Here is a 21,465-nt window from a genome sequence, read left to right as displayed (position 1 = left end):
TATCCAACCTTCGCCGTGGGCGATGTGGCGGGCCGCACCCGGTAAATGAATTCGGCTTTATCAGGCATTTCACCCTGCCTTCGGCAGGGTTTATTTATGATCTTATTAGCATAGTCCATATTGTTGTTATAAATTAATCCATATCTTGCTAAATAATAGTTCTAATGAATATTCCAATACCTTGAAATATAAGTAGGTTAGAAAAAATCGGGAGAATAGCGTTAATTTTTAAAAGTGTAATATCCATCACATATCATTATAGGGTAGCCATTTAATCCATATTTATGCCGTTTCCAGCCTGACACGTGAGGGAAAGGATCCCTTAACTTCAGGCTATGTCTTACTCTGTGGTGGCAGGTAAATATGGTCTCTCTTAATCATGGCTCTGTTTTAACGCCGCGTTCGCTTCGTGATACGCGACGTATGAATATGTTCGTTTCGGTTTCTGCGGCGGTTGCGGGACTGTTATTTGGTCTGGATATCGGCGTTATCGCCGGGGCGCTACCTTTTATTACCGACCATTTCGTACTGACCAGTCGGTTGCAGGAATGGGTCGTCAGCAGCATGATGCTTGGCGCGGCGATTGGCGCATTATTTAACGGTTGGCTCTCATTTCGACTTGGGCGTAAATACAGCCTGATGGCCGGCGCGATTTTGTTTGTCGTAGGCTCGTTGGGGTCGGCGTTTGCTTCCAGCGTGGAGGTGTTGATTGGCGCTCGTGTGATACTGGGCATAGCGGTAGGGATTGCGTCCTATACTGCGCCACTTTATCTCTCTGAAATGGCAAGTGAAAATGTGCGCGGTAAGATGATCAGTATGTATCAATTGATGGTTACGCTGGGCATTGTGCTGGCTTTTTTATCCGATACAGCATTCAGTTACAGCGGCAACTGGCGCGCAATGCTGGGCGTGCTGGCATTGCCTGCGGTGTTGCTTATTATCCTGGTGGTATTCCTGCCTAATAGCCCGCGCTGGCTCGCGCAAAAAGGCCGCCATATCGAAGCGGAAGAGGTGCTGCGTATGCTGCGCGATACCTCAGAAAAAGCCCGTGATGAACTGAACGAGATTCGGGAAAGCCTCAAGCTCAGGCAGGGCGGCTGGTCATTATTTAAAGCTAATCGCAATGTTCGCCGCGCCGTGTTCCTCGGTATGCTGTTACAGGCAATGCAACAGTTCACCGGGATGAACATTATTATGTACTATGCGCCGCGCATTTTTAAAATGGCTGGCTTCACCACGACTGAACAGCAAATGATTGCCACCCTGGTGGTCGGGCTCACCTTTATGTTCGCGACGTTTATCGCTGTTTTTACAGTAGATAAAGCCGGACGTAAACCGGCGTTAAAAATCGGTTTCAGCGTAATGGCGTTAGGGACGTTAGTACTGGGTTACTGCCTGATGCAGTTTGATAATGGTACGGCATCAAGCGGTCTTTCCTGGCTTTCCGTTGGGATGACGATGATGTGTATCGCTGGTTATGCGATGAGCGCCGCGCCGGTTGTGTGGATCCTGTGCTCGGAAATCCAGCCGCTGAAATGCCGTGACTTTGGGATTACCTGTTCAACCACGACAAACTGGGTATCAAACATGATCATCGGCGCGACATTCCTGACGCTGTTGGACAGCATCGGCGCGGCGGGGACGTTCTGGCTCTATACTGCGCTAAATATCGCTTTTATCGGTATCACTTTCTGGCTGATCCCGGAAACGAAAAACGTTACCCTGGAGCACATCGAACGCAAGCTGATGGCGGGTGAGAAACTAAAAAATATAGGCGTTTAATTTCCTTTCTATTGCCGGATAACGCCTGCTATCCGGCACGGTAAAAACGGGATGGAAATGGAGGCGTAAGTTTGTTTCACTGCCATAACGCTTTAAAAAAGGAGAACGCAGTGAAAACGATCGGACTGTTGGGCGGGATGAGTTGGGAATCGACTATTCCCTATTACCGGTTAATTAATGAAGGTATTAAACAGCAACTGGGTGGCCTCCACTCGGCGAGCTTACTGTTACATAGCGTTGATTTTCACGATATTGAAGAGTGCCAACGCCGCGGTGAATGGGATAACGCCGGCGAGATCCTGGCGCAAGCCGTGCAGGGGTTACAGCAAGCGGGCGCAGAGGGTATTGTGTTATGTACCAATACCATGCATAAAATCGCGCACCTTATTGAATCTCGTTGTTCGCTGCCCTTCTTACACATCGCGGATGCCACCGGGCGTGCCATTGCCCGGCAGGGATTACGTCGCGTGGCGTTGTTAGGGACCCGCTATACGATGGAACAGGATTTCTATCGCGGGCGGCTGGAACAGCAATTTGCGATTGAGACCGTGGTGCCGGAGGCGGATGATCGGGTGCGAATTAATCAGGTGATTTTTGACGAGCTTTGTCAGGGGCAATTCACTGACGCGTCGCGTTGTTATTATCTACGCGTTATCGAACAACTGGCGGCGCAAGGCGCGCAAGGTGTGATTTTCGGTTGTACTGAAATAGGCTTACTGGTGCCTCAGGCGCAAAGTGCGTTACCGGTTTTCGATACCACGGCGATTCATGCCGCAGACGCCGTAACATTTATGCTTTCATCATCGGTTCCAGAATAGCCTCCAGCGGTTCAACCAGGCGCGAAAGATGCGTTTGTAAATGCTTACTAAAGGCGTCTACCAGTGCGGATGCGGGACGGTGTAGCGGGCGAATCAAACTAACGGTAAAGGGCACGTCGATGCTGAAGCGCCTGACGGTTATACCGCTGGTGGCATAGTCCAGAGCGGTCAGCGGGTTAACAACAGAGACGCCCACACCGGCGCGCACCATCGCGCAAACGGATGCTGCGCTATGCGTTTCAACCACCATTCGGCGCTTCACCTGATGCTCGGTAAATAACGTATCCAGCAGTTGTCGATAGCTGTCCTGGCGGGAGAGGCTGATAAAGTTTTCCCCCTGAAAATCGTCTGGCGTAAGTACGGTCCTGGCGACAAGCGGATGGTTGGACGGCAACACACACACTTCATTTAGCGTCAGCAGTTCGGTTCGGGTTGTCCCTGCCGGGGCATGAAGTGTCTCCGTTAGCCCCAGATCGTGGCGCTGGGCGGAGAGCCATTCTTCCAGCAACGGCGACTCCTGCGGGACAATATTCAGGCTGACATCCGGATAGCGCGCCAGAAAAGGCGATATCAGCGGCGGCAAAAAGGATTGTGAAAATACCGGCAGACAGGCGATGGAAAGTTCGCCCTGGCGAAACTCACGCAGGCTTTCCGCCGTGCTGACGATGCGATCCAACCCATACCAGGAGCGTTGTACCTCTTCGAACAGGCGTAACCCTTGCACCGTCGGATGTAAGCGCCCGCGTGTACGCTCAAATAGCGTTAATCCCAGCACTTTTTCAAACCGCGCCAGTTCGCGACTGACGGTAGGTTGCGAAGTATGCAGCAGCCGCGCCGCTTCGGTGAGATTTCCGGCAGTCATGACAGCGTGAAAGATTTCAATGTGACGTAAATTAACGGCGGCCATGTGTTTCCTCTGGACAGTTTATTCCATATCATTTTTGCATAGACTGGCGATAAAACGATATTTTTTATTCCATTGAAGGTATGGCGTAATCATTAAAAAGCCTTATTCCGGAGTTTGTTATGCCACAGCCGTATCATTACGCTGAAACCGATCTTAACGCTGAAAATTTGCGCAAATTGCTTGCTGAATTTGGTTGCCCGGTCTGGGTCTATGACGCGCAAATTATTCGTCGTCAGATAGCCGCGCTACAGCAGTTTGACGTTGTGCGTTTTGCGCAAAAAGCCTGTTCGAACATTCATATCCTGCGCTTAATGCGCGCACAGGGCGTGAAAGTGGATTCCGTTTCATTGGGAGAGATCGAACGTGCGCTGGCGGCCGGCTACGATCCGCAAGCTTGTCCTGATGATATCGTTTTTACCGCCGATGTGATTGACGACGCTACGCTGGCGCGCGTGAGCGAACTGTCTATTCCGGTTAATGCTGGCTCGGTGGATATGTTGGCGCAGCTTGGTCAGGTTTCGCCGGGGCATCGTGTCTGGCTGCGAGTGAATCCAGGTTTTGGTCATGGTCACAGCCAGAAAACCAATACCGGCGGCGAAAATAGCAAGCATGGCATCTGGCACACCGATCTTCCGGCGGCGCTGGCGATAATACAGCAGTATCGGCTAAAACTTGTCGGCCTCCATATGCATATCGGTTCCGGCGTCGATTATGGCCATCTGGAACAGGTTTGCGGCGCGATGGTACGTCAGGTGCTGGAGTGCGGTCAGGATCTGGAGGCGATTTCGGCAGGGGGGGGACTCTCGATTCCTTATCGCGACGGAGACGAGCCCGTTGATACGCGCCATTATTATGGTCTGTGGAATGCGGCGCGTGAGCAAATCGCCTGTCATCTGGGACATGCTGTCAAACTTGAGATCGAACCTGGGCGTTTTCTGGTGGCGCAATCGGGCGTGCTGGTGACCCAGGTACGTAGTGTAAAACAGATGGGACGCCGCCATTTTGTGCTGGTGGATGCCGGTTTTAACGATCTGATGCGCCCGGCGATGTATGGGAGCTATCACCATATTTCGGCGCTGGCGGCGGAGGGTCGCTCATTTGAACACGGTCCGTGGGTAGAGACGGTGGTGGCCGGGCCATTATGCGAATCAGGCGATGTTTTTACGCAGCAGGAGGGCGGGATGGTCGAAACGCGCGAGTTACCTGTGGTCGTTCCCGGCGATTATCTTGTATTACACGATACCGGCGCTTACGGCGCATCGATGTCATCAAATTACAACAGTCGTCCGCTACTGCCGGAAGTGTTATTTGATCACGGTCAGGCGCGACTGATTCGCCGTCGCCAGACCATTGAAGAGCTGTTAGCGCTGGAGATGCTTTGAAGAACGCCCTCAGGCCGGGCGCTGGAAGAACGGGCCAGCGGCGACGGACTCGCGCAGAATCAGCGTGCCGGTAAAGGGGGGGATGGGGGCGACCGGCTCATTGTTCGCCAGGTGGACAGCCTGATCTATCGCGGTGGCGATCATGGCCTCAATCGGTAAATAGACGGTTGAAAGCCCGGGTTCAAGCCAGGTTGCGCCCGGCGTGTCGTCAAAGCCAAATAATGACACCTCTTGTGGGATACGAAGTCCGGCATGGCGTAGCGCTTTTGCTGCGCCCAGTGCCGTGTCATCATTACAGGCAAATAGCGCGCTAAACGCGACGCCCTCCTCCAGCAGCTCCCGACAGGCGTCATAACCGCGTGCCAGCGTGTAATCACCGTATTTTACTTTTGCCGGTTGCCATGGAATACCATGTTTTTCTAGCGCTTTACGGTACCCCATTACCCGTGATTGGCCGGTGGGCATATGAACAGGAACCGTAATACAGGCGATATCGCGATGTCCCTGCGAAATCAGATAATCCACTGCCTGGAATGCCGCCTCTTCCTGTTCAAAGAAAATAGCGCGATCGCGCGCCAGGCTGACGTTGCGATTAATAATCACCAGCGGCATTTCCGTGGCGTCAATCAGCGACAAAATCGATTGCTCATTCATATAGCGGGTATAAAGAATAATGGCGTCGCACTGTCTGTCTGCCAGCATTTGTACGGCTTCCTGCTCCCGTTCCGGCGTATCGTGGCCATCTGTGACAATCAACTGTTTGTTATGAGACTCTGCCTGGCGTGACGCCTGACGTAACAAACTGCCAAAATAGAAACCGTCAAATGTAGAGACCACCAGACCGATACTGTTGCTGGTACGATTCGCCAGCGAGCGAGCCAGGAAACTGGGGCGGTAGTCCAACGCCTGCATCGCCGTAAATACCTTCTGGCGCGTACTTTCTTTTACCTGTCCTGTTCCATTCAACACTCGCGAGACAGTCGCCTTTGATACGCCCGCATAACGGGAAACATCCAGCATTGTCGCCATAACGCTACCCTGATTAATCGGTTGTCGATAGATGCCCGGTATCCGTCAGGGGGGATACCGAATGTCGGCGTACCAGAGTGGGGCTAAATACATGGGTAATTTCCGGCGTCGGGCATTTCCCCGCCAGCGCCAGCGCCAGTTCCGCCGCCTGTGTCGCCATGGTGACGATAGGATACCGAATGGTGGTCAACCGGGGACGCACGTAGCGCGAGACCAGCACGTCATCAAAACCGATGAGCGACACTTCGCCCGGCACCCCGACGCCGTTATCATTTAATACCCCCATCGCGCCAGCCGCCATCGAGTCGTTATAGCAGGCCACCGCGGTAAAATTTCTGCCACGGCCTAATAACTCAGTCATCGCCTGCTCGCCGCCACTTTCATCTGGTTCACCGAATGTTACCAGTCGATCGTTAGCCGGAATATGGCTTTCCGCCAGCGCATCGTAATAGCCTTTCAGACGATCTTCGGCATCGGAAATCGTGTGATTGGAGCAGATATACCCAATACGCGTATGGCCTTGCTGGATCAGATGCCGGGTTGCCAGCCACGCTCCGTAGCGGTCATCCAGCGCAACACAGCGGTGTTCAAACTCTGGTAAAATACGGTTAATGAGCACCATACCGGGGATTTGTTTCATTAATGAGGCCAGATCCGCATCCGGGATCATTTTGGCGTGAACCACTAACGCCGCACAACGATGACGGATCAGTTGTTCAATCGCCTGGCGTTCTTTTTGTTCGTTGTGATATCCGTTGCCAATCAGTAAAAAATTGCCAGTGTGGTAGGCCACCTGTTCAACGGCTTTTACCATTGCGCCGAAAAAAGGATCGGAAACGTCGCCGACCACCAGACCGAGGGTTTCTGTCGCCTGCTGGGCCAGCGCGCGCGCGTTGGCGTTAGGGTGATAGCTCAGGGATTCCATCGCGCTGGTCACCGCCAGCCGGGACGCTTCGCTGGCTTTCGGCGAGTCGTTAATGACGCGAGAAACGGTGGCGACAGAAACACCGGCCAGTCGGGCTACATCTTTTATGGTCGCCATGATAATACCTATAGTGGGTAAACGCTTACATTACGCCAGTTTTACGGAAAATGAACATCTGTTCAAGACTCTTGCCCCACAGTGTGGGGCAAATGTGACCAGTATGGGGCGGAATACGTCTGTAAAGTGACAATACAAATCTTTCGTTACAGTTTGCGAAGCGCTGTTGCGATTGTCTGCTGGCAGGTAAATGGGGCTGGTTGATAAAGTAGCGATCCCAGAGGTATTGATAGGTGGAATCAACGTAGTCGTTGAGCACACGAATTACACCAACCTGCGTAGAGATGCGCAGGTTTTTTTTTGTTTTGTCTGAACCTGTAACAGTAACGGGGAATTTACACAACTCGTTGCATTTCTGTTTATTCCTTTGCGTTTTTGAACTGGCGATGCAGACGAGCGAAGACCACAATCAAGATCCCAGAGGTATTGATTGGTGAGATTATTCGGTACGCTCTTCGTACCTGTCTCTTGCACCAACCTGCGCGGATGCGCAGGTTTTTTTTCGTACCTATTTTATTATCGCTCCTGTTACACATCTGGTGTAATCTGCCACAATTCATGTTTTAGCGAATTGTCGGACAAAGGGAGTTGAAATGTTGTTTGGATTTTTTCGTAACCTGTTTCGCGTGCTTTATCGTGTACGCGTTACTGGCGATGTCCGGGCGCTACACGGGAACCGGATCTTAATCACTCCCAATCACGTTTCCTTTATTGATGGTATGTTGCTGGCGTTGTTCTTGCCGGTACGTCCTGTCTTTGCGGTCTATACGTCCATCAGCCAACAATGGTATATGCGCTGGTTAACGCCGCTGATCGATTTTGTTCCGCTTGACCCGACCAAACCGATGTCCATCAAACACCTGGTTCGGCTGGTAGAGCAGGGGCGGCCAGTAGTTATTTTCCCGGAGGGGCGTATTTCCGTTAGCGGATCGCTGATGAAGATCTATGACGGCGCAGGTTTTGTCGCGGCAAAATCCGGCGCAACCGTTATTCCGCTCCGTATTGATGGCGCGGAGCTTACCCATTTCAGTCGCCTGAAAGGTCTGGTCAAACGGCGTTTATTCCCCCGTATTCAGCTTCATATTTTACCGCCGACGCAGATACCGATGCCGGAAGCGCCGCGCGCGCGTGACAGGCGCAAGATAGCGGGTGAAATGCTACATCAGATAATGATGGAAGCGCGTATGGCGGTACGCCCGCGCGAGACGTTATATGAATCGCTGCTGGCGGCGCAATATCGTTATGGCGCCGGTAAAAACTGTGTTGAAGACATTAACTTTACGCCGGATACGTACCGTAACTTGCTGACTAAAACCCTTTTTGTCGGACGTATTCTGGAAAAGTACAGCGCAGAAGGCGAAAAAATCGGTTTAATGCTGCCGAATGCAGCTATCAGCGCAGCGGTCATTTTCGGCGCGGTCTCTCGTCGTCGCATTCCGGCGATGATGAACTACACGGCAGGTGTAAAAGGGCTGGCCAGCGCGATTACCGCTGCGGAAATTAAAACGATTTTTACCTCCCGCCAGTTTCTCGATAAAGGAAAGTTGTGGCACTTGCCGGAACAGTTGACGCAGGTTCGCTGGGTCTATCTTGAAGATTTAAAAGCGGATGTGACTCTCGCCGACAAGCTGTGGATTTTTGCTCACCTGCTGGCGCCGCACCTGGCACAGGTCAAACAACAGCCGGAAGACGCGGCGATTATTCTCTTTACCTCCGGCTCAGAAGGACACCCTAAAGGGGTGGTACATAGCCATAAAAGCATTCTCGCGAACGTAGAGCAGATAAAAACGATCGCGGATTTCACCGCCAATGACCGTTTTATGTCGGCGCTACCGCTCTTTCATTCGTTTGGTTTGACGGTCGGTCTGTTTACGCCGCTACTGACTGGCGCAGAAGTTTTTCTTTATCCAAGTCCGTTGCACTATCGCGTTGTGCCGGAACTGGTCTATGACCGTAACTGTACCGTACTGTTTGGCACATCGACCTTCCTCGGCAACTATGCGCGCTTTGCCAATCCCTATGATTTTTATCGTCTGCGCTATGTGGTGGCTGGTGCGGAAAAACTTCAGGAGAGCACCAAACAGTTGTGGCAGGATAAGTTCGGCTTGCGCATTCTTGAGGGCTACGGGGTAACGGAATGCGCGCCAGTGGTATCGATTAACGTGCCGATGGCGGCTAAACCCGGCACAGTGGGGCGTATTCTGCCTGGAATGGACGCCCGCCTGTTGGCGGTGCCAGGTATCGAAAACGGTGGCCGGTTACAGCTCAAAGGGCCGAATATTATGAATGGTTACCTGCGCGTGGAAAAACCGGGAGTGCTGGAGGTTCCATCGGCCGAAAATGCCCAGGGCGAGACCGAGCCCGGTTGGTACGATACGGGCGACATTGTACGCTTCGATGAAAGCGGCTTTGTTCAAATTCAGGGGCGCGCGAAACGCTTTGCGAAAATCGCTGGCGAAATGGTTTCGCTGGAAATGGTAGAGCAACTGGCGCTTGGCGTCTCGGCGGACAAAATGCATGCTACAGCCATTAAAAGTGACACCAGTAAAGGCGAAGCGCTGGTGTTGTTTACCACTGACAGCGAACTCACCCGAGAAAAGTTACAGCACTATGCTCGCGAACACGGCATTCCGGAACTTGCCGTTCCGCGTGATATCCGCTACCTGAAACAGCTTCCCTTACTTGGTAGCGGGAAACCCGATTTTGTGACGCTGAAAAGCTGGGTAGACGCGCCGGAAGAACATCATGAGTGAGTCAGCACACACTAATACTTCCATCTGGTCGAAAGGGATGCTGTCGGTAATTGTCGCGCAGTTTCTCTCGGCTTTTGGCGATAATGCGCTACTGTTTGCGACGCTGGCTCTGCTGAAAGCTCAGTTTTACCCCGACTGGAGCCAGCCTGTTTTGCAGATGGTGTTTGTGGGCGCTTACATTCTTTTTGCGCCTTTTGTCGGCCAGATAGCGGACAGCTTTGCCAAAGGTCGGGTGATGATGATCGCCAATGGTCTTAAACTGGCGGGGGCGGCAGGTATCTGCCTCGGCGTGAATCCTTTTGTCGGCTATACGTTGGTTGGCATTGGCGCGGCGGCTTATTCTCCAGCGAAATACGGCATTCTGGGCGAACTGACGACAGGCGATAAACTGGTTAAAGCCAATGGTCTGATGGAAGCGTCTACCATCGCGGCGATTTTGCTCGGTTCCGTCGCGGGCGGCGTATTGGCCGACTGGCACGTCATTGCCGCTCTGGTTGCCTGTGCATTAGCCTATGCCGGTGCCGTGGCGGCGAACCTGTTTATCCCTAAGCTTGTAGCGGCGCGTCCAGGGCAATCCTGGCATTTGGCGGCGATGACCCGCAGTTTTTTCTGCGCCTGCGTTGTTCTCTGGCGGAATGGCGAAACGCGTTTTTCACTGGTGGGTACCGGGTTATTTTGGGGCGCAGGCGTGACGCTACGTTTTCTGCTGGTGCTATGGGTGCCGGTGGCGCTGGGTATCACGGATAACGCTACGCCGACCTATCTGAATGCGATGGTGGCCGTGGGGATAGTGGTTGGCGCGGGTGCAGCGGCAAAACTGGTGACGCTGGATACCGTATCACGCTGTATGCCCGCCGGGATTTTAATTGGCGTAGTGGTGGCGGTCTTCTCATTACAACACGCACTGCTGCCTGCTTATGCATTGTTGCTGTTAATAGGTATGTCAGGCGGCTTTTTTGTGGTGCCGCTCAACGCGTTACTCCAGGAACGCGGTAAGAAGAGCGTCGGTGCCGGGAATGCGATAGCGGTACAGAATCTGGGCGAGAATAGCGCCATGCTATTGATGTTGGGGCTTTACTCGCTGACGGTACTGGTTGGCGTACCGCCAGTAGCGATAGGCATTGGTTTTGGCGTATTGTTTGCGCTGGCGATTGCGGTGCTCTGGATCTGGCAACGTCGTCAGGCGTAATGCTGAATGAATGTGCCGGGTGGCGAGTGCGCGTTATCCGGCTTACATTGTTTCTGTAAGCCCGGAAGCGTAGCGCCACCGGGTACTGACCATCACGGCGCAGGGTAAGTATAAACCTGATGGACCGCCTCAATCTCCGTCAGGACCTCTTCGCTTAACGTCAGTTGCAGACTTTCGACATTTGTCTTGAGCTGCTCCATCGTCGTTGCACCCAATAATGTACTGGCGACAAACGGTTGGCGACGAACAAATGCCAGCGCCATCTGCGCCGGATCAATGTTGTGACGTTTGGCGATATCGACGTAGGAGGCAACCGCTTTTTGCGCCTGCGCGCCGCTATAACGAGTGAAGCGGCTGAATAAAGTATTCCGCGCGCCTGCGGGTTTGGCGCCGTTCAGATATTTACCGGTCAGTGTGCCAAAAGCCAGGCAGGAATAGGCAAGTAATTCAACGCCTTCATACTGACTGACTTCCGCCAGCCCGACTTCGTAGCTACGGTTTAACAGGCTATAGGGGTTCTGGATAGTGACAATGCGTGGTAAATCATGTTTCTCCGCCAGATGCAGATAGCGCATGACACCAAAAGCCGTCTCATTGGAGACGCCAATGTAACGAATTTTTCCCGCTCGCTGAAATTCGCTCAGCGCGTCCAGCGTTTCCAGCAGACTTAACACTGGCGCGGAGTCCGTCCAGCTATAGCCGAGCTTGCCGAAGCAGTTGGTAGGCCGCTGCGGCCAATGTACCTGATACAAATCCAGATAGTCAGTTTGTAAACGGGATAAACTGTCGTGTAGCGCTTCGCGGATATTTTTCCGATCCAGCGCCTGATGAGGACGGATACCTGAATCATTATTACGCGCCGGTCCGCTGACTTTGCTGGCAATAATCAGTTTCTCACGGTTGCCGCGTTTGGCGAGCCAGTGGCCGATATAGGATTCTGTCAGTCCCTGCGTTTCCGGGCGTGGCGGCACCGGATACATCTCAGCGGCGTCGATAAGGTTAATGCCATTTGCGACGGCATAGTCGAGCTGTGCGTGAGCGTCGGCTTCGCTGTTTTGTTCACCAAATGTCATTGTGCCCAGCCCTAGCGTACTTACTTCGAGCGAGCTGTGGGGTATACGGTGATAATGCATAGCCGTTTCCTTTTTATTCTGATGTCAGAAAATCCCGACAAAGGACAATAAAAATGGCAGAGGGAAGAGAAAAGGGAAAGTAAAATCGCAGGCTGCGCGGCGTAATGTTGTGGACGTGGTTGCCACGTGTCGTAACGGGACGCAGCCTGAAGGTCAGTAGAATGCGGGCCCTGCTCATAGGCTAACGCTTAACGCTCGATAATTTGGGACACTTCGTCACGGTTGATTTGCATCTCGTTTCCTTGTGAATCGGTGTAGCTGACCAGGCCGGTATCGTCATCAACTTGCGGTTTCCCATCGGTCAGGATCATACGACCATCTTTTGTCGCCATCACATAATCGCTACTGCATCCGGATACTGCAAAAGCTAACCCGACTGCAGAAATTATGACTGCCCATTTTTTCATCCGTTTATCCTCACGTCGCCTGCATCTGATAATAGTCTGTTAATCATATGTCTGATAATAGTCTAGTAATAACGCGCAGCTTCGCATGTCGGAAGCAGTAAAATCTTAAACTGTGAGAAGAGGAGAAATAAAGCGAGTATTCGCTCCCCGGTCAGGGAGCGAGACAGGGTTACAGTGGGTTCTTTTTATTACGCAGCAGATTCAGGCTCTCTACCGCGATAGAGAAGAACATGGCGAAATAGATATACCCTTTTGGAACGTGGACATCGAAACTTTCCAGTATCAGGGTAAAGCCAACCAGAATCAGGAAGGAGAGCGCCAGCATTTTTACCGACGGATGGCGATCGACAAACTCGCCGATGGGGCGGGCCGCAAACATCATGACGCCCACGGCAATAACAACCGCCGCCATCATAATAAACAGATGATCGGAGAGGCCAACCGCAGTGATAACCGAATCCAGACTGAAAATAATATCCAGCAGCATAATCTGTACTATCGCGCCCAGAAAAGAAGAGACACGTGTTTTTAAGCCTTCCTCTTCGCCTTCGATGGACTCATGAATCTCCTTGCTGGCTTTCCAGATTAAAAACAATCCGCCCAGTAACAGGATGAGATCACGAGCGGAAATCGCCTCGCCGAAAAGTTCAAATAACGGGTTAGTCAGGCGAGTGACCCAGGCGATTGACGCCAGCAACGCCAGACGCATCACCATTGCCGCCGCCAGTCCAAGTCGCCGCGCGTGGTTCCGTTGCGCCGTAGGAAGTTTTGCGACTACCAGAGAAAGAAAAATAATGTTGTCGATCCCAAGTACAATCTCCAGCAGCGTCAGCGTACCGAGCGCCAGCCAGGCATTAGGATCGGTTATCCATGCAAATAACATCGAACAAAGTCCTGCCAAAAAAAGAAGCGGTAATTATAGGCCCGTCGTGCGGCGGGCGAAAGCCCGGGGTGAAGTTGCGCAACTGCGGGGAGTGTAAAATAGTGACGGCAATGCGCTTACGCTTTATGGGCGTCGAACCGACGCGTAACCATAGCGGGGAAGCATTTGGGCGTAGCGGACGTTATGCATTTTGCAGTAAAAAGTGGCGTGTCAGCAGCGCCTGTGTGAAATTTTTTTTCAGATAAAATCCACGCGGTAGGGTCAAAATAGGCTCTCCGTGCGCGCCGATAGCCTCAGTGAGGGCTCTGGCATTGGCAGCTTTGGGCCGCAATTGTAAAACTTCACCGTGACGGGCGGTGATGCGTTCCACCTGACCCAGCACGATCATGTCCATCAGCTCTTCCCAGTCGAGGCGCAGTTGCCTGTCTTCTTCTTCATTGGGGCTCCAGAGCAGTGGCGAGCCTACGCGGCGTCTGGCTAACGGTATGCTGCGCTCGCCTTCAACCGGGACCCATAATACGCGTTTCAATTTATGCCGTACGTGGCTGGTCTCCCAGGTTACGCCGGTATTACCGGTTAATGGCGCCACACAAACAAAAGTGGTTTCCAGCGGGCGGCCCTGATTATCCACCGGGATTGTTTTCAACTCTACGCCTAAAGCGGCGAAATCCTGCTCTGGTTTGCTTCCGGCGCTGGCGCCAAGCCAGATCTCCAACAGGACGCCGATCCATCCTTTGTCTCGCTTTAAATCTTTAGGCGTTGGAATGCCCGCCAGCGCTGCCAGTTCGCCCAGAGTATAGCCGGAGAGCTGCCGGGCCTGGGCCAGCAGCAAGGCTTCCGAATCAGGCGGAGTCAATAGCGGACGAAGAGCGGACATTACCATTACCTTTGACTAAAAAATGAACAGTGATTTTATACCGTGTGGACAGAGTTTATCTTTTTCTGTGATGAATATTCAATAGATTGATTTTAAGAGATTTTTTTGTTTAATTCCTTCGTGTTGCGCAACGGCGAAACCGGTTTTCCAATTCTGGTCACTGACAATAAACAGGATCTTACACTATGTTATCCACAGAAAGTTGGGATAACTGTGTAAAACACTCACTACTGTTTCCATTTACAGCCTTGACGTGCGATGAAAATCGAAAATTCAGACAAATAGTGTGTAAGTTATTGGCACAATCTGTGGATAAAACCGACGCTGGTTGATCTTTCATCAGCATAAGGATCTTAGGTGTGACGTCGGTCACGATTTAAGGTGAGGAGAGATCAGATTAGTCTATAACCTAATGAATGTAAGGCACTATTTTCAAGGCTATCAGCGCAATGAATTCAGACTGTTCTGGGTTTTCCCGCAGTAATTCCGTACTTCTTCACAACTATATCCACAGAAAAGGTGAATAAAATGGGGTTGGGGCGCTATCAGCTGTTTATAACTCGGCTATTTACTGTGAGTTATTCAATTGTTATTAGGCTGTGTCTCCGTTACAGAGTGGTTTACCGCCTCACTGGAGTATGAAACAATCGCTCATATATAAGGTTTATGTTGAGGTAGTCCGGTGATTGATGACGATGGCTACCGCCCAAATGTAGGTATCGTAATTTGTAATCGTCAGGGGCAGGTGATGTGGGCCCGGCGATTTGGTCAGCACTCCTGGCAGTTCCCGCAAGGCGGGATAAATCCAGGAGAGTCAGCAGAACAGGCGATGTACCGGGAACTGTTTGAAGAAGTTGGGTTAAGCCGTAAAGATGTGCGAATCCTTGCTTCTACTCGCAACTGGTTGCGTTACAAGTTACCAAAACGTTTGGTGCGTTGGGATACAAAACCGGTATGTATCGGCCAGAAACAAAAATGGTTTCTTTTGCAGTTAATGAGCGCCGACGCCGAAATCAATATGCAAACCAGCAGTACGCCAGAGTTTGATGGCTGGCGCTGGGTAAGTTACTGGTATCCGGTTCGACAAGTGGTGTCATTTAAACGCGATGTCTACCGCAGGGTAATGAAAGAGTTTGCAAGTGTTGTAATGGCGCTTCAGGATAATACGCCTAAGCTACAAAGCGCGCCTGCTTATCGACGTAAAAGAGGTTAAGCCACGCAAATTATGCTCACTCGCCTGCGCGAAATAGTCGAAAAAGTGGCCAGTGCGCCGCGTCTGAACGAGGCGCTGAATATTCTGGTCACGGATATCTGTCTTGCGATGGATACGGAGGTATGTTCGGTTTACCTGGCCGACCATGATCGACGCTGTTACTACTTGATGGCGACGCGGGGGTTAAAAAAACCGCGTGGTCGAACCGTTGCGCTTGCGTTTGATGAAGGGATCGTCGGTCTGGTTGGCAGACTGGCGGAACCCATTAACCTTGCCGATGCGCAAAAGCACCCCAGTTTTAAATACATTCCATCGGTGAAAGAGGAGCGTTTTCGCGCCTTTCTCGGTGTGCCGATCATTCAACGTCGCCAACTTTTGGGCGTGCTGGTCGTGCAGCAGCGCGAATTGCGCCAGTACGATGAAAGCGAAGAGTCTTTCCTCGTTACGCTTGCCACACAGATGGCGGCTATCTTGTCACAGTCGCAGGTCACAGCGCTGTTCGGGCAATACCGACAAACGCGTATCCGCGCGCTGCCTGCCGCGCCGGGCGTCGCTATCGCGCCGGGCTGGCAAGACGCGACTATGCCGCTGATGGAACAGGTGTATGAAGCCTCTACGCTGGATACCTCTCTTGAACGCGAGCGGTTGACCGGTGCGCTGGAAGAGGCGGCGAACGAATTCCGAAGGTACAGCAAACGCTTTGCCGCCGGTGCGCAAAAAGAGACGGCGGCCATTTTCGACCTCTACTCACACCTGCTTTCAGACGCCAGGCTACGCCGCGAACTCTTCGCTGAAGTTGATAAGGGCGCAGTCGCGGAGTGGGCGGTTAAAAAAATCATCGAAAAATTTGCCGAACAATTTGCGGCGCTAACCGATAACTACCTCAAAGAACGTGCGGGAGACTTGCGCGCTCTGGGTCAGCGGCTGTTATTCCATCTGGATGATTCGGTGCAGGGGCCAAACGCCTGGCCGGAACGTTTTATTCTGGTGGCGGATGAACTGTCGGCGACCACTCTGGCGGAACTGCCGCAGGACAGATTGGCTGGCGTTGTGGTACGCGACGGCGCAGCAAACTCCCATGCGGCGATTATGGTGCGTGCGCTCGGTATTCCCACCGTCATGGGCGCAGATATCCAGCCTTCGGTATTGCACCGGCGTACTCTGGTAGTGGACGGTTATCGCGGTGAATTGCTGGTCGATCCTGAACCGGTGCTCATTCAGGAATATCAGCGCCTCATCAGTGAAGAAATTGAGCTTACTCGCCTGGCAGAAGATGATGTCAATCTTCCCGCCCAACTGAAAAGCGGCGAGCGCGTTAAGGTGATGTTAAATGCCGGGCTCAGCCCCGAGCATGAGGAAAAGTTAGGCGCTCGGATCGATGGTATCGGCCTGTACCGTACGGAAATCCCCTTCATGTTGCAAAGTGGGTTTCCTTCGGAAGAAGAGCAGGTGGCGCAGTATCAAGGGATGCTGCAACTGTTTAACGATAAACCAGTGACCTTGCGAACGCTGGATGTCGGGGCGGATAAGCAACTGCCCTACATGCCAATCAGTGAGGAGAATCCCTGTCTGGGCTGGCGCGGGATCCGTATTACATTGGATCAGCCGGAGATCTTTTTGATCCAGGTTCGCGCGATGCTGCGTGCCAATGCGGCAACCGGGAATCTCAGTATTTTATTGCCGATGGTTACCAGCATCGATGAAGTCGATGAGGCGCGCCGCCTGATTGAACGTGCCGGTCGTGAAGTCGAAGAGATGATCGGCTATGCAATCCCGAAACCGCGCATCGGCATTATGCTGGAAGTACCGTCAATGGTATTTATGCTGCCGCACCTGGCTAACCGGATAGACTTTATCTCCGTCGGTACTAACGACTTAACGCAGTATATTCTGGCGGTGGATCGCAACAATACCCGCGTGGCCAGTATTTATGATAGCCTGCATCCGGGTATGCTGCGCGCGCTGTACATGATTGCGCAAGAGGCCGAAAAAGATGGCATCGATCTTCGTCTGTGCGGCGAGATGGCAGGCGATCCGATGTGCGTGGCGATCCTTATTGGTCTGGGGTACCGCCATCTTTCGATGAATGGCCGTTCGGTCGCGCGCGTGAAATATCTGCTGCGGCATATCGATTTTGAAGATGCGCAAATTCTTGCCCGTCGCAGCCTTGAGGCGCAAATGGCGACCGAGGTGCGTCATCAGGTGGCGGCTTTTATGGAACGCCGCGGCATGGGAGGGTTGATTCGCGGAGGGTTGTGATTGTCGGAGCGGGAAAAATCTCCTCTGGAGACTTCACGTTACAGATAACGCGTATACATATCTTTTAACGGTAATCGGCATCTCGCTTTTAACCCTTGTGCTATTATTCGCACCTTTGGAGCGTCTGCAACGCGCAGGCGCGCTTAGCAATCGCTATCTCTTCAGCGAAATAACAAGAAATTGTGGTGACAGATGACCAGTAGCTATCTGCATTTTCCGGACTTTGATCCGGTCATTTTCTCAATAGGGCCCGTTGCGCTTCATTGGTACGGCTTGATGTATCTGGTGGGGTTCGTTTTCGCGATGTGGCTGGCGGTGCGTCGCGCTAACCGTCCGGGAAGCGGTTGGACTAAAAACGAAGTTGAAAATTTACTCTATGCAGGTTTCCTGGGCGTTTTCCTCGGAGGACGTATTGGCTATGTCCTGTTTTATAACTTTCCGCTATTTCTGGATAATCCGCTCTATTTATTCCGGGTCTGGGACGGCGGCATGTCCTTCCACGGCGGGCTTATCGGCGTGATACTGGTGATGATCATCTTCGCCAAACGCACGAAGCGCTCGTTCTTCCAGGTTTCTGATTTTATTGCGCCACTCATTCCGTTCGGCCTGGGGGCCGGGCGTCTGGGCAACTTTATCAACGGTGAATTATGGGGACGCGTCGATCCGAACTTTCCGTTTGCCATGCTCTTTCCTGGCTCACGCGCGGAAGATATTGCGTTGCTACCGTCACATCCGCAATGGCAGCCTATTTTTGACACCTATGGCGTATTGCCGCGTCATCCCTCCCAGTTGTATGAACTGGCGTTAGAAGGCGTAGTACTGTTTATCATCCTCAATCTCTTTATACGCAAGCCGCGTCCGATGGGCTCTGTCTCCGGGTTATTCCTGATTGGCTATGGCGCGTTTCGTATCATCGTGGAGTTCTTCCGCCAGCCGGACGCGCAATTTACCGGCGCATGGGTACAGTACATCAGCATGGGACAGATTCTCTCTATTCCGATGATTATCGCTGGCGCGATCATGATGGTTTGGGCATATCGCCGCCGCCCACAGCAACACGTTTCCTGAGGAACCATGAAACAGTATTTAGAACTGATGCAAAAAGTGCTGGATGAAGGCACACAGAAAAACGACCGTACCGGAACCGGCACGCTTTCCATTTTCGGCCATCAGATGCGTTTTAACCTGCAGGAAGGTTTTCCTCTGGTGACGACGAAACGCTGCCATTTACGTTCCATTATTCACGAATTGCTATGGTTTTTGCAGGGCGATACCAACGTCGCCTATCTGCATGAAAACAAGGTCACTATCTGGGACGAATGGGCCGATGAAAACGGTGATTTAGGCCCGGTTTATGGCAAACAGTGGCGTGCCTGGCCAACGCCGGATGGGCGTCATATCGATCAGATCGCCGCAGTCTTAAACCAGCTTAAAAACGACCCGGACTCACGCCGAATTATTGTTTCTGCGTGGAACGTTGGCGAGCTGGATAAGATGGCTCTGGCGCCGTGTCACGCCTTTTTCCAGTTTTATGTCGCAGATGGAAAACTCTCCTGCCAGCTTTATCAGCGTTCCTGTGATGTATTCCTCGGCCTACCGTTTAATATCGCCAGCTATGCGTTACTGGTGCATATGATGGCGCAGCAGTGCAATCTGGAGGTTGGCGATTTTGTCTGGACCGGTGGCGATACGCATCTGTACAGCAACCATATGGAGCAGACGCATCTGCAGTTAAGCCGTGAGCCGCGCGCTCTGCCGAAGCTGGTCATTAAACGTAAACCCGATTCGCTTTTTGACTATCGGTTCGATGATTTTGACATTGAAGGCTACGATCCCCATCCAGGCATCAAAGCGCCTGTCGCTATCTAAGTGCTGATAATCCTGTCATAACCGACGTCATTGCGCGTCGGTTTTTTTCACCTTTCGCATAAATCTTCGGCGCGGCTTCCTGAAATTTTGCAACGTGCTGCAAGACCGTAATTCTTTTCCGTAACGCGCCGAATAATCAGCATTAGTCGCTCGTTATTTTTTTCTCGCCCGGCATACTGCCGACATGAAAAAACAACACGGTTATACGCTCATTGAAACGGTGGTCGCTATGTCTCTCATTATCATTCTCAGCGCCACAGGACTCTACGGTTGGCAATGCTGGCAACAGCAACAGCGCCTGTGGCAAACCGCGTGTCAGGTGCGGGACTACCTGCTGCAACTACGTGAGGACGCTAACTGGCGTAATCGGGATCATAGGATTAGTGTCCTCAAAGAAGGGAACACATGGTGCTTTATTAGCTCAGTCGCTGCGTACACCTCGTGTGCATCTTCCTCCCCGTTTGTTTTTACGCCTGGCTGGCGTGATGTTGCCCTCGCCGATATCACGCCGTCGTTAGCCTTCTTTGGACTGCGCAATACGGCATGGGCAGGACACATCGTACTAAAAAACGCCGCTGGAGAGTGGCGTCTGGTGGTCTCTTCCTGGGGGCGAATCAGGCTATGTGAACGTAATGAGGTAGACGCATGTCAATAACCATGCGTGGTTTCTCTCTACTGGAGGTATTGCTGGCGATGGCGATAGGTTCCATTTTACTGCTTGGATCTGCACGATTTTTACCGGCGTTACAGCGTGAGATCTGGCACAACACGCGAACGTTATCGCTGGAAGATGAGATCTGGCAGCGGACCTACACCGTAGCGAAGTATCTACAACGAGCAGGTTACTGTCATGGTCACTGTATGGGTGAAGGGTTACATATTGCTGAACAAGGACAATGTATCCTCGTTCAGTGGGACGAGAATAATAACGGTGTCTGGGATACCATACCGGCGAAAGAGGCCGAGCGGACCGGATTTCGTGTGAAAGATAACGTTCTGGAAACATTACGCGGAGCAACGGCGTGCCAGGGTAAAGGATGGGAGAAAATGACCGATCCCAATACGGTGGTTATAACGGCGTTTACCGTTGAGCGCCGGAATATAGCCGGATTCTCTCCCCTTCTTATGCTACATCTGCGCGGTGCCAGCAAAGCTGAACCTCAGACTGTTATTGACGCGCAATACAGCGTAACGGGATTTAATTTGTGAATCGGGAGCGTGGTGCCTCTTCGCTAATGCTGGCGCTTTTAATACTGATTCTGGGCAGTCTGCTATTGCAGGGTGTGAATCAGCAGCAGGCCAGCTATGCCTCCCGCGTAGCGATGCAGAGCCTGGCTTTACAACGCCAGGCGCGCGTACAGTCGGCACTGGAATGGGGGCGAGGGCAACGATGGTCGGGCTTAGTTGAAATGGAATGCCGGCATTCTTCCTCTTCGGCGACGCGAGTCTGTTTGCGGGTGTTGCCGGGGGATAAAGTGATGATGATAGCGCAAGATGACGGTATGTCGTTATGGCGTCTGGGCGATGTGATTCAGGGGGAAATTGTTTTTTCTTCCCACGGCTGGAGTGATTTTTGTCCGTTAAAAGAGGTGGCGTTATGTCGCGTCCCCTGAATTTACAGCGCGGGTTTAGCCTACCCGAAGTTCTGGTGGCGATGGTTCTGATGGTAATAATCATCACCGCGTTGTCAGGTTATCAGCGGGTATTAATGAACAGTTTTACACTACGACACCAGTATCTTCACATCTGGCGGCAGGCGTGGCAACAAACGGCGCTGTATTCATTTTCGCCTGCCGACGGTTGGAAGGCCAGCCGAATGCAGACAACGCAATCGGGATGTGTCAGCATCAGCGTCACGATGGTTTCACCCTCTGGCAGGCAAGGGCAGATGACGCGCTTGCATTGTCCAAATCGTTAGTCGT

The 21,465-nt window shown here is 52.3% G+C and carries 20 protein-coding genes; 13 read left to right on the top strand and 7 right to left on the bottom strand.

Going from position 1 to position 21,465, the window contains the following annotated elements; all coding sequences use genetic code 11:
* The first annotated feature begins 363 nt into the window (after positions 1-363).
* Together araE and SBG_RS13505 are read left to right on the top strand one after the other, a co-directional pair.
* Complete coding sequence (gene araE / locus SBG_RS13510; protein WP_000254092.1) at positions 364-1,782, top strand: arabinose-proton symporter AraE; 1,419 nt, start codon at positions 364-366, stop codon at positions 1,780-1,782.
* A 110-nt stretch (positions 1,783-1,892) separates the two neighbouring features.
* Positions 1,893-2,600 (top strand): aspartate/glutamate racemase, encoded by a 708-nt coding sequence (locus SBG_RS13505; protein WP_000848622.1) that lies wholly within the window; start codon positions 1,893-1,895, stop codon positions 2,598-2,600.
* Here the strand turns inward: SBG_RS13505 and SBG_RS13500 are convergent.
* Positions 2,572-3,507, bottom strand: coding sequence for a LysR family transcriptional regulator (locus SBG_RS13500; protein ID WP_000741805.1), 936 nt, complete (start codon positions 3,505-3,507; stop codon positions 2,572-2,574). The genes SBG_RS13505 and SBG_RS13500 overlap by 29 nt on opposite strands.
* Positions 3,508-3,626: 119 nt before the next feature.
* Between SBG_RS13500 and lysA the strand changes: the two genes are divergently transcribed.
* Entirely contained in the window at positions 3,627-4,889 is a 1,263-nt protein-coding gene (gene lysA, locus SBG_RS13495) for a diaminopimelate decarboxylase (protein ID WP_001136176.1), read from the top strand.
* A gap of 9 nt (positions 4,890-4,898) precedes the next feature.
* On the opposite strand, the gene SBG_RS13490 is transcribed toward lysA, so the two are convergent.
* The gene (locus SBG_RS13490; protein WP_000224527.1) at positions 4,899-5,918 is read right to left on the bottom strand and encodes a LacI family DNA-binding transcriptional regulator; all 1,020 of its coding nucleotides are present in this window, start codon (positions 5,916-5,918) and stop codon (positions 4,899-4,901) included.
* A 13-nt stretch (positions 5,919-5,931) separates the two neighbouring features.
* The gene (gene galR / locus SBG_RS13485; protein WP_000201024.1) at positions 5,932-6,960 is read right to left on the bottom strand and encodes an HTH-type transcriptional regulator GalR; all 1,029 of its coding nucleotides are present in this window, start codon (positions 6,958-6,960) and stop codon (positions 5,932-5,934) included.
* A 593-nt stretch (positions 6,961-7,553) separates the two neighbouring features.
* Between galR and aas the strand changes: the two genes are divergently transcribed.
* On the top strand, positions 7,554-9,713 hold the full coding sequence (gene aas / locus SBG_RS13480) for a bifunctional acyl-ACP--phospholipid O-acyltransferase/long-chain-fatty-acid--ACP ligase (RefSeq protein WP_000896084.1): 2,160 nt from the start codon (positions 7,554-7,556) through the stop codon (positions 9,711-9,713).
* Entirely contained in the window at positions 9,706-10,902 is a 1,197-nt protein-coding gene (lplT, locus tag SBG_RS13475) for a lysophospholipid transporter LplT (RefSeq protein ID WP_000004198.1), read from the top strand. The genes aas and lplT overlap by 8 nt, the downstream gene beginning before the upstream one ends.
* A gap of 92 nt (positions 10,903-10,994) precedes the next feature.
* Here lplT and SBG_RS13470 read toward each other — a convergent pair whose 3' ends face one another.
* The 4 genes from SBG_RS13470 to mutH form a co-directional block, all read right to left on the bottom strand.
* Positions 10,995-12,035, bottom strand: a complete 1,041-nt coding sequence (locus tag SBG_RS13470; RefSeq protein WP_000558965.1) for an NADP(H)-dependent aldo-keto reductase — start codon at positions 12,033-12,035, stop codon at positions 10,995-10,997.
* A gap of 188 nt (positions 12,036-12,223) precedes the next feature.
* Complete coding sequence (locus tag SBG_RS13465) at positions 12,224-12,442, bottom strand: YgdI/YgdR family lipoprotein (RefSeq protein WP_000758658.1); 219 nt, start codon at positions 12,440-12,442, stop codon at positions 12,224-12,226.
* A gap of 169 nt (positions 12,443-12,611) precedes the next feature.
* On the bottom strand, positions 12,612-13,325 hold the full coding sequence (locus tag SBG_RS13460; protein WP_000895635.1) for a TerC family protein: 714 nt from the start codon (positions 13,323-13,325) through the stop codon (positions 12,612-12,614).
* 181 nt (positions 13,326-13,506) lie between these two features.
* Positions 13,507-14,202, bottom strand: a complete 696-nt coding sequence (mutH, locus tag SBG_RS13455; protein ID WP_001275299.1) for a DNA mismatch repair endonuclease MutH — start codon at positions 14,200-14,202, stop codon at positions 13,507-13,509.
* Between the two features lie 682 nt (positions 14,203-14,884).
* Between mutH and rppH the strand changes: the two genes are divergently transcribed.
* The 8 genes from rppH to SBG_RS13410 all read left to right on the top strand — a co-directional run bounded on the left by rppH (position 14,885) and on the right by SBG_RS13410 (position 21,461).
* Positions 14,885-15,415, top strand: coding sequence for an RNA pyrophosphohydrolase (rppH, locus tag SBG_RS13445; protein ID WP_000564482.1), 531 nt, complete (start codon positions 14,885-14,887; stop codon positions 15,413-15,415).
* Positions 15,416-15,427: 12 nt separating this feature from the next.
* Positions 15,428-17,674, top strand: a complete 2,247-nt coding sequence (gene ptsP, locus SBG_RS13440; RefSeq protein ID WP_000957874.1) for a phosphoenolpyruvate--protein phosphotransferase — start codon at positions 15,428-15,430, stop codon at positions 17,672-17,674.
* A gap of 192 nt (positions 17,675-17,866) precedes the next feature.
* Positions 17,867-18,742, top strand: a complete 876-nt coding sequence (gene lgt / locus SBG_RS13435) for a prolipoprotein diacylglyceryl transferase (protein ID WP_000204642.1) — start codon at positions 17,867-17,869, stop codon at positions 18,740-18,742.
* Positions 18,743-18,748: 6 nt separating this feature from the next.
* A complete protein-coding gene (gene thyA, locus SBG_RS13430) occupies positions 18,749-19,543 on the top strand; it encodes a thymidylate synthase (protein ID WP_000816252.1) in 795 nt (264 codons plus the stop codon).
* 184 nt (positions 19,544-19,727) lie between these two features.
* Positions 19,728-20,198 (top strand): prepilin peptidase-dependent protein, encoded by a 471-nt coding sequence (locus tag SBG_RS13425; RefSeq protein ID WP_000743930.1) that lies wholly within the window; start codon positions 19,728-19,730, stop codon positions 20,196-20,198.
* Entirely contained in the window at positions 20,189-20,752 is a 564-nt protein-coding gene (locus tag SBG_RS13420) for a prepilin peptidase-dependent protein (protein WP_000028965.1), read from the top strand. The genes SBG_RS13425 and SBG_RS13420 overlap by 10 nt, the downstream gene beginning before the upstream one ends.
* Positions 20,749-21,156, top strand: a complete 408-nt coding sequence (locus tag SBG_RS13415; RefSeq protein ID WP_001078541.1) for a DUF2509 family protein — start codon at positions 20,749-20,751, stop codon at positions 21,154-21,156. Before SBG_RS13420 ends, SBG_RS13415 begins: the two co-directional genes overlap by 4 nt.
* Positions 21,141-21,461, top strand: a complete 321-nt coding sequence (locus SBG_RS13410; RefSeq protein ID WP_000089545.1) for a prepilin-type N-terminal cleavage/methylation domain-containing protein — start codon at positions 21,141-21,143, stop codon at positions 21,459-21,461. The genes SBG_RS13415 and SBG_RS13410 overlap by 16 nt, the downstream gene beginning before the upstream one ends.
* Positions 21,462-21,465 lie beyond the last annotated feature (4 nt).

The sequence above is a fragment of the Salmonella bongori NCTC 12419 genome, from assembly GCF_000252995.1.
Taxonomy (GTDB): Bacteria; Pseudomonadota; Gammaproteobacteria; order Enterobacterales; family Enterobacteriaceae; genus Salmonella; species Salmonella bongori.
Note: the sequence above shows the minus strand (reverse complement) of the source record. Positions and strands in the feature narration are given on the sequence as shown.

What these genes read in the sequence shown, in the direction of transcription:
- araE (WP_000254092.1), top strand. Translation starts at nt 364, where the DNA reads ATGGTCTCTCTTAATCATGGCTCTGTTTTAACGCCGCGTTCGCTTCGT.
- SBG_RS13500 (WP_000741805.1), bottom strand. Translation starts at nt 3,507, where the DNA reads ATGGCCGCCGTTAATTTACGTCACATTGAAATCTTTCACGCTGTCATG.
- lysA (WP_001136176.1), top strand. Translation starts at nt 3,627, where the DNA reads ATGCCACAGCCGTATCATTACGCTGAAACCGATCTTAACGCTGAAAAT.
- SBG_RS13490 (WP_000224527.1), bottom strand. Translation starts at nt 5,918, where the DNA reads ATGGCGACAATGCTGGATGTTTCCCGTTATGCGGGCGTATCAAAGGCG.
- galR (WP_000201024.1), bottom strand. Translation starts at nt 6,960, where the DNA reads ATGGCGACCATAAAAGATGTAGCCCGACTGGCCGGTGTTTCTGTCGCC.
- aas (WP_000896084.1), top strand. Translation starts at nt 7,554, where the DNA reads ATGTTGTTTGGATTTTTTCGTAACCTGTTTCGCGTGCTTTATCGTGTA.
- lplT (WP_000004198.1), top strand. Translation starts at nt 9,706, where the DNA reads ATGAGTGAGTCAGCACACACTAATACTTCCATCTGGTCGAAAGGGATG.
- SBG_RS13470 (WP_000558965.1), bottom strand. Translation starts at nt 12,035, where the DNA reads ATGCATTATCACCGTATACCCCACAGCTCGCTCGAAGTAAGTACGCTA.
- SBG_RS13465 (WP_000758658.1), bottom strand. Translation starts at nt 12,442, where the DNA reads ATGAAAAAATGGGCAGTCATAATTTCTGCAGTCGGGTTAGCTTTTGCA.
- SBG_RS13460 (WP_000895635.1), bottom strand. Translation starts at nt 13,325, where the DNA reads ATGTTATTTGCATGGATAACCGATCCTAATGCCTGGCTGGCGCTCGGT.
- mutH (WP_001275299.1), bottom strand. Translation starts at nt 14,202, where the DNA reads ATGTCCGCTCTTCGTCCGCTATTGACTCCGCCTGATTCGGAAGCCTTG.
- ptsP (WP_000957874.1), top strand. Translation starts at nt 15,428, where the DNA reads ATGCTCACTCGCCTGCGCGAAATAGTCGAAAAAGTGGCCAGTGCGCCG.
- lgt (WP_000204642.1), top strand. Translation starts at nt 17,867, where the DNA reads ATGACCAGTAGCTATCTGCATTTTCCGGACTTTGATCCGGTCATTTTC.
- thyA (WP_000816252.1), top strand. Translation starts at nt 18,749, where the DNA reads ATGAAACAGTATTTAGAACTGATGCAAAAAGTGCTGGATGAAGGCACA.
- SBG_RS13425 (WP_000743930.1), top strand. Translation starts at nt 19,728, where the DNA reads ATGAAAAAACAACACGGTTATACGCTCATTGAAACGGTGGTCGCTATG.
- SBG_RS13420 (WP_000028965.1), top strand. Translation starts at nt 20,189, where the DNA reads ATGTCAATAACCATGCGTGGTTTCTCTCTACTGGAGGTATTGCTGGCG.
- SBG_RS13410 (WP_000089545.1), top strand. Translation starts at nt 21,141, where the DNA reads ATGTCGCGTCCCCTGAATTTACAGCGCGGGTTTAGCCTACCCGAAGTT.